Source organism: Mycobacterium sp. D16Q16 (assembly GCF_002013745.1).
Classification (GTDB): domain Bacteria; phylum Actinomycetota; class Actinomycetes; order Mycobacteriales; family Mycobacteriaceae; genus Mycobacterium.
This window is the reverse complement of the sequence record NZ_MAEY01000001.1, coordinates 670,943-684,327: the sequence shown is the minus strand read 5'-3', so window position 1 is coordinate 684,327 and position 13,385 is coordinate 670,943. Positions and strand designations below refer to the sequence as shown.

The window sequence follows — 13,385 nt, the reverse complement described above, 5'->3', positions numbered from 1 at the left end:
GATGAGTATTGCGACATCGGGAGACCCCATCGTCCAGGTGCACCGCGCGGTGGCCAGTGGCGCACGGGCAGCCACTACGGCCTTGCCTACGGTGGTCTCGGCGGGGATGCGGCCGGGTCATGCCGAACTGCTGGAGACCGCGCTGTCCGAGACCAAGAAGGTGTTGGGCGAGATGGCTCGTGTGGCGGATGTGGGCGCTGCCGGAGCGAGTGCGCTCAGTGAGCAGGACACCGCGAACGCTGGGAAATACGACGGCGTGAAGGACGTGACCCGATGAGCGGCAACGATTCTGAGCCCATTGAGGAGTTGGCCCGTAAGAACATGCTCAGACCGAAAGTGGTCCTCGATGCAATGCAGGATCGGGTGGACGGCCTGCCCACCCAGCAGCGTGCTGACTTGGCCACACGCTGGCTGAACAACACGCTGGCCACTAATTCGGTCGCAGATAATCCGGTCAAGAACCTTGTTCAGCTCATCGACCAATCCAGCAAGGAGAAGCCACCACCTGAGCCGCCCGCTCCGAACCCGGCGATCCTGAACGCGCACGGCTTTAGCTCCGACGATCTGCTCAAGACGGACCCGGAGGGGCTGCTTGATTTTGCGCAGAAGCTGGAGGACAAGGCCAACGAGATCGAGCAGGAATTGCCTGCCAAGCGGGCCAAGGTGGAGGAAGCATTCAGGCGGCAAGCACGGATGTACACCAAGGACAGTCGGGTGCCGCCCGTGTTCCAGCCGCTCGGCAAGAGCTTGGCCACCGCGCTCGACAAGCTGGAGCAGAACGTGCAGGGCGTGACCGCGACGCTGCGCAACGATGCCCGGTTGCTCCGTGAGCTGGTGGACAAGCACGACGAGAATGAGCGGCGTGCAGCGCAAGGCTTTGACTCGGTGGATGCACGTCCCCGAGGGTGACGCCCGCCGAGGTACGGGCGATCTGATGAGGAAGGAGGTAAGCGTGATGTCGGAGAACACGAGCCAGCAGTGTGCTGGCGGATGTGCCGAGCACCCCGTGTGGGCGGCGTTGGACAAGCTGGGAGTCGAGTATGAGCGCGTCTCAATTTGAGGTTTGCTGGAAGAAACGCTGACGAATGGATGTGCCGCAGATGTGCCGCAGGGGAGGGCGATTTCTCCGGAAATACCTGGACAGGGGTACTGCCTCATCTGGAGAAATGGCAGCTAGAGGAAGAATAGCCCCTAGTGACGCTCGTTCGCATCGAGAAGGTCGGGAGTTCGATTCTCCCTAGCTCCACCATGAACCCCCGCTTGTCGGGGGTTTTTCTTTACCGTGAGACATGCCAGACGAAGCTCAGTTCAGTCCGCGGATTCCTCGGGCGATTGGGCTTCCGTGGGACGTTTCGTTGTGCGGCCCGGGTTGCCGATGCGGCGGTTGAGCGCATACACGGGAGCTGCTGCCCGGGCCACCAACGGCGGTATCGCCTGTCGTGCCCTGCGGGTATTGAAGAGCCCAGCGTTCATGCCGATACCGATAAAGGTCATCGCCACGATCACTGCTATCCCGACGAACGTTGTCGTCATACGCCCCACAGTATCGTCAAGCGCTGACCTGTGCTTCGAGGCTGTGGCGTGGGAGATCTCATGACCGGGAGAGGCGTCGCGCCCCCAGCCAGCCAATGCCTGCCACCGCTGCCGGGACCCCGAACACTGCCAGCAACACGGGGAGTTCCTCTGCGACGCCATACCCGGCTTCGAACACGCCCACCCCCATGTTGAACACGGCAACGCCGGCCCAGGCGACCAGGAAGTGCGTGAGGGCTGCCTGTATGCCGACCTTCTTGACCAGCGCGCCGACGGCAAGAAACGCCAGTGCTGCGATGACTCCGATGAGAATGATGATCGCGGTCCGGCTCATAGCGGTGAACTCTAGGTCATCGGATCCGCGACGGGGCTATGTCGAACACGCGGCCGAAGGCGTAGGAGAAGGCAGCGGGCGTGGCGTAGCCGAGGCGCCCCGCAACCTGGGTTACCGAGTGCTGCCGCAGCAGCGGGACCGCTGCCAGCAGCCGTGCCCGGACCCGCCAGGCCGCCGGACTCATCCCGACTTCTCCTCGGAAGCGGCGAGTCAGTGAGCGCTCGCTGGTGTTCAGTCGCCGCGCCCATTGGGCATTGGATACCGAGACTTCCGGTGCCTCGAGGTAGTGCCGACACAGCTGCGCCAGATCCGGCGACTTTGGTATGTCGACATGCAAGGGTAGCGCGGTGAAGGACGCCAGCTCATGGAGTAGCAGGGCCACGAGTGCTCCGTCGCGTCCCGAGTGGTCGTAGTCGGCGGCGAGATCTGCTGCCGCGCTGAGTAGTTCGTGCATCAGCGAGCCGACGTCGACGACCACGCACGACGACGGCCACCACGGAACGGCCGACGGCTCGATGTAGAGGCTGCCGGTGCGTACGTCCAGCATTCGCACGCGATGGCGGGTGCGCGCCGGGATCATGACGGCGCGACGAGTGGGCACCGTCCAGGTTCCGGCGTCGGTGTCCACGATCATCGTTCCGGTGGTTCCGTAGAGGAACTGTGCGCGCCGATGCTCATGCCAATCCAGTAGCTGCCCGTTGGTGTAGTCGGTGGCGATCGGCAGCACATCGTGCGGCAGGTGGTCGACGTCGGCGAGCGGGACATTCCGCATCTGGTCAGGATATGGCCGAAATTCGAATGAATCGATCGAGTATTCGATTGTGTGTACGACGCGCGAGGATTGGACTGGTCGCATGAGCGTGATCGTGTTGGTGGTGATCGGAGTTCTGACGGGGTTCACCACGGTGCTGTTCGGTTTCGGCGGCGGATTTGTCACCGTCCCGGTGATCGTCTGGGCCGACGGCGCATTGGGTGGCGCGGCAACGGTGGTAGCCGTGGCGACCTCTGCGGTCGTCATGGTGGTCAACGCGGCAGCTGCCACGGCCGCGACCTCGCGAGCCACATTGGTGCACCTGCGACGTGCTGTAGCCGTCATCGCCTTGCTGGGGTGCGGGGGTGCTCTCGGTGCGGCCCTGGCCAGGCTGGCGCCTCCGCACCTCACGACATGGGGATTCGTGGTCTATCTGGTGATCACGATCGCCGACGTGCTGCTGCGCCCGGGATTCCTGCGCCACCCGACCACGATCGACGGCCCTCCACGCGACTTCGCCATCTCGCCCATGCTGGGCGTCCCCATCGGTGCGGTCGCCTCATTTCTGGGGGTGGGCGGCAGTGTGATGACGGTTCCCTTGCTGCGCCGCAGTGGCCAGCAGATGAGTATGGCTACCGCCCTCGCGAATCCGTTGACGCTGGCGATCAGCGTGCCGGCATTGGCGATCTTTCTCACCAGTACGTCGGCGGCGGTCGCGGGTGAGCCGTACTTCATCGGCGCGGTGGATTTCCGCTCTGCCGCAGCGCTTCTCATCGGGGCGCTGCCGTTGGTGATCTGGCTGCGGCGGCGCCCGCCCCGGCTTCCCGATACCGCGCATGCCTGGGCCTATGTCGGGTTGCTGATCACGTCGGCCGTTGCGATGGTGCTATCGCCGGGCATCTTGTCGCCGCATTTCACCTGATCGCCCCCAAACACCCAGGAATTTCCCAGGTTGAGAGTCCACAATTCTCAGATGGCGCGGACAGTATGGGTCGGATCGGGCCTCCTCGCACTCGTCGCAGTTGCCGGTTGCTCGCAGCCCGTGAGTCCGGTGGTGGAAACCTCCACGCCTGAGGTGACCGAGCTCAAAGTCAGTGCCGCTGCCGCGGATTCGCTATTCGCCGGGATCGATGTGGTGAAGTCGCTGGGCTTCCCGACGGCGGACACCACACATACCGACACGGCTCCGGTCTACGGGCCCGCCATCAACCCGTCGGATCCGTGTGGCGTGTTGCACGCGGCGTCACAGGGCGACTTGGGTGACGGCTGGCAGGCGTTTCGTCAACTGAATGTCGACAGCAGCGCGGACCCGCATCAGACACTGCACGAGGCCATTGCGATCTATCCCGACAAGCCCACCGCCCAAGCTGAATTCCATCGGATCACAGAGGCTTTCGATACGTGCAAGGCGCATTCGCCCGGCACGTACACGTTCGGCATGCGCAACCCGATCACGATCACCTGGGCCGACAACACCGGTGCCACGCACATCCACGCCACGGGCAACGTGGTGTACGGGGTGACCTCGTCCGGTGCCACCGACAACGCAGAAGTCGCCGGTCAGATTGCCAACCAAATGAAGACGAACATCATCGACCCTGCTTAGAACCACCGTTCACTGGGTACTGTCCCGGTGTGCTTACGGAGCTGTATCACGGTGCGATCGTCTTCCTGGTAGTCCTGGCCGTCGTCACCTTCATCAGTGGCTTCTGGTTCACCAATCCCTACGGCAGGTTCGCGAAACCGGACGAGAAGTTCACCGCCCCCGCGAAGATCGGTTGGCTGATCTTCGAATGTCCGCAGTGGTGGGCGTTCACCGTCACGTTCTGGGCCGTCGCGCATCATCACGGCGCACCAGCGCTCGTGCTGTACGGCCTGTGGCAGTGTCACTACCTGTATCGCGGACTGATCTATCCGCTGTCCCGCAGAGGTAGTGGAAAACGCTTCCCCTACAGCGGAATCGCGTTTGGCTTCGTCTTCAACGCGGTCAATGGTTTCGCGAACGGATACGCCGTCGCATTCGCCGCGCATCTGCGGAGCTCCGCCTGGTTCACCGACCCCCGCTTCATCCTCGGCGTGCTGGTCGCGATCACCGGTTGGCTCGTGAACTTCCAGGCCGACCGCATTCTCATCAATCTGCGAGCTGACGGTTTCGATGGTTATCGCATTCCGTACGGCGGCGCGTTCAGGTGGGTGTCGGCCGCCAACTATTTCGGCGAGATCATCCTCTGGGCGGGTTGGGCACTGATGGCGTGGACACTGCCCGGGCTGATTTTCGTGCTGTTCTCGATCGCCAATCTGCTGCCGAGGGCGCTCTCGATCCATCGGTGGTACCGCGAGACCTTCGCCGACGAGTACCCGCGCGAGCGCAAGGCCATCGTTCCCGGGCTGCTGTAGGGACCTAAGCCCTGACTTTTACGCACTACTTCAAAACGTAAGCGATTCGTGTAACACTGAGTTACACGATCAATGTGGAGGTGTGTGCGACATGGCTGCTCCGGTAACGGCCTCATACCCGAAGACGCGACGCATCAGATTTTGGTTTGGTGACCCCGTCCCGATGCGAAGGCACTTCGCCGACAATGACATCGCGCTGAGCCATGTGCTGGCGGGTGCCTCCGCGGTGTTCCCGCCGGGGGAGGAGTTCTTCGTCCGATCGGTGCGTCGCTACGCGGACAGGATCACCGAGCCGACGCTCAAGAAGCGCGTCGCCGGGTTCATTGGTCAGGAAGTCACCCACGGTCTGCACCATCGCGAGCTCAACGAGAAGCTCACGGAAATGGGGTACCGCAGCAAGATGGTCGAGACGATAGGTCGGCGCTCCGGCAAGGTCGAAGACCTCGTCGACAAGTACCTGCCCAACATGGACCGCCTCAAGTACGTCCGGCTGACCATGCTGGCCGCCACGGCCGCGCTCGAGCACTACACCGCGGTTCTGGCCGAGCGCCTGCTGGAAAGCGGGGAGCTGCAAGACATGGTGACCGATGACGAGGTGCGAAATCTCTTGTACTGGCACGCGATCGAGGAGCTGGAGCACAAATCGGTCGCGTTCGACGTCTACCGTGCGGTGGGCGGGCCCGAATGGCTACGACGTGCCGTGATGGCCGTCATCTGGACAGGGACGGTGCCGTTCGCCACCGCGGGCTCGTGGTTCTCCATCGCATGGAGTGATCCGGACGGCCGGCGCCAGCCCGGGCGGGTCCTTCGCGAAACGGTCGGGTTGGTTCGCGGGCCTCTGCTGAACGACGGCATGATCGGCAAGCTGGCCGTCTATATGAAGAAGGACTTCCACCCCGACGATCTAGACACCGAGGCGCTCCTGGATCAGTGGCGTGCCGAACTGTTCGGCGCCGAGGGCACGCTCGTCGATCATTTGAAGTAGAGACAACAATGCCCCGGGCTTGTGGCCCGGGGCATTGTCAGCTCACCGCTGTGTTCAGCAGCTCAGCGCGACATGCGCGACCTTGCGATCGACTGTCGGCACCGTGGTGGGGTTGTTGCGCACGTCACGTGCCGCTTGCACGTTGTTGACGGGCGATTCCTGTGTCACCGATTCGACGGTGCACTTCGTCAGGTCACCGGCGCCCGTCTTGGAGACGATCACTCGGTACCCGTTCGACTTGAGGTCATTGATGACGGCGCTAGCATCGCCCGATCCCGCTGGTCCGGCGAGCGCGACACTTGCCGATCCTAGCGATGCGCCGATGATGCCAGCTGCGGCAATACCTGCAAATAACAATTTCTTCACGATTTCACTCCTCTCGCCTCACTCCTCGTGGCCCGCGTGTTACGCGGATGTGTCCGCTTACCACACAAAGACCGAATCCCCGACTCGCTGAACCATCAACGTCCGTGAATCTGTCCAGTCCAACGCGGTAATACTCGGATTGATTCCCACTCGGGGAAATTAACGTCAAATTCATAGGCGGGTCTGCGCGCGCTCTGAGGTGGACGGCGTAACGGGAGCTTTGAGCGCGCAGCACTCAGCGAACTGGCAAATCAGGTTAGGTAAGGCTAACTAGACGTTGCAGTTAAGCGAGATGTACACCAGTTTGTGGTCAAGCACCCGCACCGGCAGCACCAGCCACTTCCCGCTGGGCATCCAGGTGCGCTGGTACTCGGTGCGATAGACATCCTGTCCGTTGCGGATGTTGGACACCGTGCACTTGTTGGTCGGGGCAGAACCGTTCCGGTCGATGATGACTTGGTAGCCCTGCGACTGATACTGGTTGATGACCGACTGTGCGTCATCGGCGAGTGCAGTCCCGGGGGTGAGGGCCATCAGCGCTCCGACGCCCACTGCCGTCAGACACGACCGACCTAGCCTAACCACCGTCTTCATCTCACACCATCCTCACAGTTTCTAACTCTTGGCCACACAGACATTGTTCCCTATAGGTGCCATCGATTTTTCGGTCCGAATCGATACAGTGGCCGGGTGTTGAAGCCGGTGACCGTCAAGAGCTGGGGAATCTGGGCCACCTGTGCGCTTGCGCTCGTCGTGCCGGGTTGCAGTCGAACCGTCCAGAATCCCGTCAATCACAACGTCAAGATCGGAAACATCGCCGCGCTGAAGAGCCAGTTCGGGCCGGAGTTCGCGATCAAGACGCTGGAACCAGCGGGGATGGACCCCAAGCTGCTCTCGCCCGCCCCGCTGCCGCCCGGGATGACGGTGGAGCCCGCGGGCTGTGCCAAGTACAGCGGCGGCAGTGCGGTGCCTGCCGGGCTCAAGGGGAACATGGCCGCGCTCACGGCCACCGGTGCGGGTAATCAGTACGTGGCGGTTGCGGTGGAAACCTCCCAGGAGGTCCCCTTCGATCCTGCCGTGCCGGAGGAATGCAAGAAGGTCGGTTTCCGCGGCAACGGAGTCGTGGGACAGACCGAGGTGGTGGATGCGCCCGCCATCGACGGTGCGCGCACGCTCGGCATGAAGCGTGACGTGCTCAGCGGCACGTCGGGCAGGGCCGTCGGCCAGGAAGTGCTGAACTACTCGGCATATCTCGGCCGCTACATGGTGGTGGTCACGGTCAGTCCGGTCGCGGTGGGGAAGGTTCCGCCCGCGCCACCCGACGGCAAGCGCGCGTCGGAGCTGTTGGTCAAAGCGGTAGCCGCCGTCCGTTCCTAACGCACGTCACGGGGCCGGTACTGCAGGCTGATTCGCGGGCCCACGGGTTTGGATGTCTTCGGGATCGCATGTTCCCAGGTCCGTTGGCAGGTGCCGCCCATCACCAAAAGATCGCCATGGCCCACATTGATGCGGATTGACTCGCCGCCGAGCCTCGGCCGCAACGCGAAAGTGCGTGTGGCGCCGATGCTTACGATCGCCACCATAGTGTCTTCGCGTAGGCCGCGACCGATGGTGTCGCCGTGCCAGGCGACGCTGTCGGTGCCGTCGCGGTACTGGCACAGGCCCACTGTGGTGAACTGCTCACCGAGCTCGGCGGTGTACTCGCCGTTGAGGCGATCGCAGATGCTCTCCAGTACCGGATGCGGTGGCGGGCCCGCGGTCAGATCATGAAAGCTGACCAGTCGGGGGACATCGAGGGTGCGGTCGTACATGCGGCGGCGCTCGGCACGCCATGGCACCTGTGCCAACAGCTGGCCCAGGAGATTGTCCGCACGTCCAAGCCATTCATGGTGCACCTCAAGCCAAGCGCCACCCGCCAATTCGCGGCGCGGGACCGGTGGTGCGCCAAACAGGGATGCCTGCACAGTGTGTGGAGAGGCTGTCACACTCCCATGATATCGCACACATGTTCGATTGCATGGCAAGCTAGCGTCATCTCATGACGGATGCTCCAGTGCTGGGTGCTAATTCAGAGGTGGGACGGCTGCGGGCGGTCGTGTTGCACCGGCCCGGCGACGAGCTCAAGCGGCTCACCCCGCGCAACAACGACCAGCTGCTGTTCGACGGACTGCCCTGGGTTGCGCGCGCTCAGGAGGAGCATGATGCCTTCGCCGGCGTGCTGCGTTCGCGGGGTGTCGAGGTGCTGCTGCTCTCCGAATTGTTGCGCGAGGCGCTGGCCAGCGGTGCCGCGCGGGTACAGGGCATATCTGCGGCGGTCAGCGCGCGCAGGCTGGGCTACGCGCTGGCGCAAGATCTTTCGGAGTACTTGCGGTCGCTGGAGGCAGCGGACCTCGCCTACGTGCTGATGTGTGGGATGACGTTCGATGAGCTGCCCGTGGGAGGCAAGGTGGCGCAGCCGTCCTTGGTGCGGACCATGCACCATGGGTCGGATTTCGTCATCGAGCCGCTGCCGAATCTGCTGTTCACCCGGGACTCGTCGTTTTGGATCGGCCGCAAATTCGCGATCACCTCACTGGCACTGCCGGCGCGGGTGCGTGAGACCTCGCTCACCGACCTGATCTATGCCCATCATCCGCGATTCTTCGGAGTGCGCCGGGCCTATGAGTCCCATTCGGCCCCTGTCGAGGGTGGTGACGTGCTGCTGCTGGGCCCCGGGGTGGTGGCGGTCGGAGTCGGGGAGCGCACCACGCCTGCCGGTGCGGAAGCCTTGGCGCGCAGCCTGTTCGACGACGATCTTGCCCATACCGTGCTCGCGGTGCCCATCGCGCAGGAACGTGCGTCCATGCACCTGGACACCGTGTGCACCATGGTCGATACCGATGCCGTCGTGATGTATCCGGCGATTCAGGATTCGTTGTCGGCATTCACCATTCGTCGCACCGACAGTGGGGTCAGCATCTCGGGTTCGGATCCATTCGTGGAAGCGGCGGCCGATGCGATGGGCATCGGCAAGCTGCGCGTCATCGATACCGGGCTGGATCCGGTCACCGCCGAACGCGAGCAGTGGGACGACGGGAACAACACCCTGGCGCTGGCTCCCGGTGTGGTCGTCGCCTATGAACGCAATGTGGAAACCAATGCGCGCCTGGAGGCTTCAGGTGTTGAGGTGCTCGCCATCTCGGCGTCGGAATTAGGTACCGGCCGGGGCGGGCCGCGCTGCATGTCCTGCCCGGTATCGCGCGATCTGCTCTAGCCCTGCCCGCCGACACGCCGCGTTATGTGCATTCCGCTGGGCGTGTCACGGCGTGTCGGCGGCATGGGTTAGCGCCAGCTGGGCAGCCACATCTCCATGTTCCACATGAACGGTGAGATCGCGGCACCGGTGAGTATCGGGTACAGCCACGCGAAGTTGGTGACCACTACCGCCAGATAGAACGTTGCAATGAACATTCGCAACGTTTTCCGCTCCGGGTTGGCCACCGGCTTACGCAGGAAATCGCCGATGATGAACGCGATCATCATCACCAGGAACGGCACCATCGGGGTGGCATAGAAGAAGTACATCTGCCGATCGATGTTGCCGAACCAGGGCAGCCATCCCGCGCAGTAGCCCACCAGTGCCACGGCGTAACGCCAGTCGCGCCGGACCACCGTCGCCCAGGTGGCCCAGAGCAGCACCGGAACCGCAAGCCACCAGATGGCCGGGGTGCCTACCAACAACACCGCGCGGACACAGGAATTGGCGCCGCAGCCGGGGATGTTCTTGTCCTCGATGGCGTAGAGCAGGGGGCGCAGCGACATCGGCCACGTCCACGGCTTGGACTCCCACGGATGGTGATTGCCGTTGGCGTTGGTCAGCGTCGAATGGAATGTGTAGACGCTGTGCGTGTAGTACCAGAGCGATCGCAGGGCATCGGGCACCCAGCCGCCGATCCCGATTTGGCGTCCCTCGGCGTGCCTGTTGATACCCGTCTCGGAGGCGAACCACGACCAATACGAGGCCATGTACACGACGAAGGGAATGACCAGCAGGGCATACAGGGCCGGGCCCAGATCGCGCACCGCGGCGCCGGCCCATGGCCGCTGCACCCCGTACGCGCGCCGTGCCGCGATGTCGAAGGCGATGCACAGCACTCCGAAGAACGCGATGAAGTACAGCCCCGACCACTTTGTGCCGCAGGCCAACCCGAGCAGGATCCCGGCGCCGAAGCGCCACCAGCGCACGCCCAGGCGCGGACCCCATACGGTCTCGCCGATCCGCCCGTCGAGGTACGCGTTGTACAGCCGTTCCCTCACCTGATCCCGATCCACGATCAGTGCGCCGAAGGCAGCCACCACGAAGAGCGCCTGATACACATCGAGCAGCGCGGTGCGTGCAGTGACGAAGCTGACCCCGTCTGCGATCAGCAGCACCCCTGCGATGGCGCCCACCATGGTGGACCGGCTGATCCGCCGGGCGATGCGGGCGACCAGCAGCACCAGGATGGTGCCCGACAGCGCCGCCGCGAACCGCCAGCCGAACGAGTTGTATCCGAAGAGCCATTCGCCGATGGCGATCATCTGTTTGCCGACGGGCGGGTGCACCACGAGCCCGTAGCCGGGGTTGTCCTCGACGCCGTTGGTGACGACCTGCCAGCCCTGCGGAACGTAGTGCTTCTCATCGAAGACGGGGGTGCCGCGATCGGTGAGTGCGCCGACATTGATGAAGCGGGTGAGCGCCGCGATTGCGGTGATGACGGCGGTCATCACCCAGCCCTGAAGCCGGTCGGTAGGCCCGAAGTCCGCGGGCGGTATCCGGGGCCCCGGCGACTGGAGATCCGACTCGGCTGCCGAGGTCGGCGGCAGGGTTGCGGGCACGGTCACACGGTCGATCGTAAGGGAGGACCCGAGACCGGCATCTTGGTGCGGCGGGCGGAAGCGGCAGCACGAGGGACTTAGTCTTGCGGGATGGGGAACTTGCTGCTGGCGGCGACACCGCTCGGGGAGCCCGGGGACGCCTCGCCCCGATTGCGTGAGGCATTGGCCAAGACATCGGTGGTGGCTGCCGAGGACACCCGCCGTGTTCGGGCGCTGGCCAAATCGCTGGATGTGCAGATCAGCGGGCAGATCATCAGTTTCTACGACCAGAACGAGGCCAGCCGTATCGAGCCGCTGCTGGCCGATCTGGAGGCGGGGTACGACGTCCTGGTGGTCACTGACGCCGGGATGCCGTCGATCAGCGACCCGGGGTATCGCTTGGTCGCCGCCTGCGTGAAACAGGGGATACCGATCAAGTGTCTGCCCGGGCCGTCGGCGGTGACGACGGCGTTGGCCGTCTCGGGGCTCCCGGTGGACCGTTTCTGTTTCGAGGGTTTCGCACCGCGTAAGCAGGGGGCGCGGCGGCGCTGGCTAGCCGAGCTGGTGGCCGAACCCCGTACCTGTGTGTTCTTCGAGTCGCCGCGACGGCTGGGGGAGACCCTGGCCGATGCGGTGGAGGTGCTGGGGCCGGAACGCCGCGCCGCGGTATGCCGTGAGCTGACCAAGACTCATGAAGAGGTGTTGCGGGGCACCCTGCGCGAGTTGGCCGTCTGGGCCGAGGGTGACGTGCTCGGGGAGATCACGGTGGTGCTCGACGGCGGTCGTCCCGCCGTCCCCGAAATCGAAACCCTGGTGGCCAGGGTGGAGGAGCTCATGGACGACGGTATGGGGCTGCGGGAGTCCTGCGCGATGGCGATCGGCGAATCCGGCGCGACGCTGTCGAGGCGCGATCTGTACGACGCGGTGGTCAAAGCGCGGGCTTGAGTGCCGCGATCGCCGTGAGGTCGACCGTGGCGGCTGCCTTGTGTAGGCACTCCTGCCACTCGGCATCGATATCGGAGTCGGCGGTGATACCGCCGCCCACGCCGAGCACGGCGGTGCCGTCGGGGGCGATCTCCACGGTGCGGATCGCGACGTTGAGTTCCAGGCCGGCCGCGGGGGAGAGCATGCCGACGGTGCCGCAGTACACCCCGCGGTGATCCGATTCCCATTGGCGCAGTAGTTGGCGTGCACGGGTTTTGGGTGTTCCGGTTACCGAGGCGGGCGGGAACGTGGCGTTCAGGAGGTCGCTGGCGGTGGCGTCCAGGGGCACCTGGGCGGCGACGGTGGACACCAGATGCCACACGCCGGGCGCCGGGTGGACGGCGAGAAGCTCGGGAACGGTGACGGTTCCGGTGATGGCGATGCGCCCCAGGTCATTGCGCACCAGGTCGGTGATCATGACGTTCTCGGCGACATCCTTGACCGAGGTCAACAGCGCCGCGGGGTCCTCGGTCCCGGCCAGGGTGCCCTTGATGGGGCTGGAGCGGACGTCGGTGCCTTTGCGCCGCAAGAACAATTCGGGTGACAACGAGGCCACGGCGCCCCAGGCGCCGGAGACGAATGCGGCGCGGTCCGGTGCGGTTCGAGTGATCGCGTCGGCGAAGAAGTCCAACGGATCGCCCGCCAGTCTGCCGCGGAACTGCGTGCACACACAGGCCTGGTACACCTCGCCTGCCGCTATGGCTTCCAGACAGCAGGTCACGGCAACGCGGTGGTGCTCACGATCGGGGGCCGTCCAGTCGATGAACCATGGCGCGGGGTCGCGGGGGTGTGTCAGTGCCTGGAGTATCCACGCCGGGCACTCCTCACCCAGAAGGCTTTCGTACCACCAGCATTCGTCATCGTCTAGCCGCAGTACCGCATCGGTCCAGCCGCCGGCGGCGGCGGGGAGCCGTCGAGCCTGGCTGCCGGAGGCCAGGTCCGGATATCCGAGGAAGCCAATCCAGCCGCCGCCCACCGCGCCTGGTGGAACAGGGTCCACATGAGAAGTCTTGCCGCTGAACGCTTGTCGTGGCAGCACTGGGTGCGCGGAGAGCGACGGGGAGATGATCGCCGGCGAATCGAACCAGGATCCGATCAAGGCCGCGGGTGCTGGACGTCCCGTCGCGCGCGTGGCGCTGGCAAGAGCTCGCAGCACGGCCGGCGGCGCACCGAGGTTGCCGAGCTGCTGGACGCGCATC

The 13,385-nt window shown here is 64.5% G+C and carries 17 protein-coding genes; 9 read left to right on the top strand and 8 right to left on the bottom strand.

The features are described from left to right. Position 1 precedes the first annotated feature (1 nt). Together B4394_RS03340 and B4394_RS25610 are read left to right on the top strand one after the other, a co-directional pair. Positions 2 to 277, top strand: a complete 276-nt coding sequence (locus B4394_RS03340; RefSeq protein WP_052544310.1) for a hypothetical protein — start codon at positions 2 to 4, stop codon at positions 275 to 277. Beyond that, positions 274 to 909 carry a hypothetical protein gene (locus B4394_RS25610; protein WP_234797630.1) on the top strand — a complete coding sequence of 212 codons (636 nt, stop codon included), beginning with the start codon at positions 274 to 276 and terminating at the stop codon, positions 907 to 909. The genes B4394_RS03340 and B4394_RS25610 overlap by 4 nt, the downstream gene beginning before the upstream one ends. Positions 910 to 1,308: 399 nt before the next feature. Here the strand turns inward: B4394_RS25610 and B4394_RS03330 are convergent, their stop codons facing one another. The 3 genes from B4394_RS03330 to B4394_RS03320 are packed head-to-tail and all read right to left on the bottom strand — an operon-like array spanning position 1,309 to position 2,639. After that, on the bottom strand, positions 1,309 to 1,533 hold the full coding sequence (locus tag B4394_RS03330; RefSeq protein WP_078314119.1) for a hypothetical protein: 225 nt from the start codon (positions 1,531 to 1,533) through the stop codon (positions 1,309 to 1,311). A 58-nt stretch (positions 1,534 to 1,591) separates the two neighbouring features. Further along, on the bottom strand, positions 1,592 to 1,867 hold the full coding sequence (locus B4394_RS03325; RefSeq protein ID WP_078310240.1) for a hypothetical protein: 276 nt from the start codon (positions 1,865 to 1,867) through the stop codon (positions 1,592 to 1,594). A gap of 16 nt (positions 1,868 to 1,883) precedes the next feature. Then, positions 1,884 to 2,639, bottom strand: a complete 756-nt coding sequence (locus B4394_RS03320) for an AraC family transcriptional regulator (protein ID WP_078314256.1) — start codon at positions 2,637 to 2,639, stop codon at positions 1,884 to 1,886. Positions 2,640 to 2,727: 88 nt separating this feature from the next. Between B4394_RS03320 and B4394_RS03315 the strand changes: the two genes are divergently transcribed. The 4 genes from B4394_RS03315 (at position 2,728) to B4394_RS03300 (ending at position 6,000) form a co-directional block, all read left to right on the top strand. Next, on the top strand, positions 2,728 to 3,540 hold the full coding sequence (locus tag B4394_RS03315) for a sulfite exporter TauE/SafE family protein (protein WP_078314258.1): 813 nt from the start codon (positions 2,728 to 2,730) through the stop codon (positions 3,538 to 3,540). Positions 3,541 to 3,591: 51 nt separating this feature from the next. Next, positions 3,592 to 4,224: a sensor domain-containing protein gene (locus tag B4394_RS03310; RefSeq protein WP_139359890.1), complete on the top strand. Its 633-nt coding sequence runs from the start codon at positions 3,592 to 3,594 to the stop codon at positions 4,222 to 4,224. Positions 4,225 to 4,253: 29 nt separating this feature from the next. Continuing rightward, positions 4,254 to 5,015, top strand: coding sequence for a DUF1295 domain-containing protein (locus tag B4394_RS03305; RefSeq protein ID WP_078314118.1), 762 nt, complete (start codon positions 4,254 to 4,256; stop codon positions 5,013 to 5,015). Positions 5,016 to 5,106: 91 nt separating this feature from the next. Next, positions 5,107 to 6,000, top strand: a complete 894-nt coding sequence (locus B4394_RS03300; RefSeq protein ID WP_078310232.1) for a metal-dependent hydrolase — start codon at positions 5,107 to 5,109, stop codon at positions 5,998 to 6,000. A gap of 54 nt (positions 6,001 to 6,054) precedes the next feature. Here B4394_RS03300 and B4394_RS03295 read toward each other — a convergent pair whose 3' ends face one another. Together B4394_RS03295 and B4394_RS03290 are read right to left on the bottom strand one after the other, a co-directional pair. Beyond that, the gene (locus B4394_RS03295) at positions 6,055 to 6,366 is read right to left on the bottom strand and encodes a hypothetical protein (protein WP_078310227.1); all 312 of its coding nucleotides are present in this window, start codon (positions 6,364 to 6,366) and stop codon (positions 6,055 to 6,057) included. A gap of 270 nt (positions 6,367 to 6,636) precedes the next feature. After that, complete coding sequence (locus B4394_RS03290) at positions 6,637 to 6,960, bottom strand: hypothetical protein (RefSeq protein ID WP_078310224.1); 324 nt, start codon at positions 6,958 to 6,960, stop codon at positions 6,637 to 6,639. Between the two features lie 96 nt (positions 6,961 to 7,056). On the opposite strand from B4394_RS03290, the gene B4394_RS03285 reads away from it, so the two are divergent. Beyond that, positions 7,057 to 7,743, top strand: coding sequence for a DUF5642 family protein (locus B4394_RS03285; protein ID WP_078314117.1), 687 nt, complete (start codon positions 7,057 to 7,059; stop codon positions 7,741 to 7,743). Here the strand turns inward: B4394_RS03285 and B4394_RS03280 are convergent. After that, the gene (locus B4394_RS03280; protein WP_078290550.1) at positions 7,740 to 8,351 is read right to left on the bottom strand and encodes an alpha-ketoglutarate-dependent dioxygenase AlkB family protein; all 612 of its coding nucleotides are present in this window, start codon (positions 8,349 to 8,351) and stop codon (positions 7,740 to 7,742) included. The genes B4394_RS03285 and B4394_RS03280 overlap by 4 nt on opposite strands. A 53-nt stretch (positions 8,352 to 8,404) precedes the next feature. Between B4394_RS03280 and arcA the strand changes: the two genes are divergently transcribed. Then, entirely contained in the window at positions 8,405 to 9,619 is a 1,215-nt protein-coding gene (arcA, locus tag B4394_RS03275; protein WP_078314116.1) for an arginine deiminase, read from the top strand. A gap of 68 nt (positions 9,620 to 9,687) precedes the next feature. Here arcA and B4394_RS03270 read toward each other — a convergent pair whose 3' ends face one another. After that, positions 9,688 to 11,229 (bottom strand): dolichyl-phosphate-mannose--protein mannosyltransferase, encoded by a 1,542-nt coding sequence (locus B4394_RS03270; protein WP_078310216.1) that lies wholly within the window; start codon positions 11,227 to 11,229, stop codon positions 9,688 to 9,690. Between the two features lie 84 nt (positions 11,230 to 11,313). Between B4394_RS03270 and rsmI the strand changes: the two genes are divergently transcribed. Next, positions 11,314 to 12,147, top strand: coding sequence for a 16S rRNA (cytidine(1402)-2'-O)-methyltransferase (gene rsmI / locus B4394_RS03265; protein ID WP_078310210.1), 834 nt, complete (start codon positions 11,314 to 11,316; stop codon positions 12,145 to 12,147). Here rsmI and B4394_RS03260 read toward each other — a convergent pair. Further along, positions 12,131 to 13,384, bottom strand: a complete 1,254-nt coding sequence (locus B4394_RS03260; RefSeq protein ID WP_078314115.1) for an aminodeoxychorismate synthase component I — start codon at positions 13,382 to 13,384, stop codon at positions 12,131 to 12,133. The genes rsmI and B4394_RS03260 overlap by 17 nt on opposite strands. Between the last annotated feature and the right edge of the window lies 1 nt (position 13,385).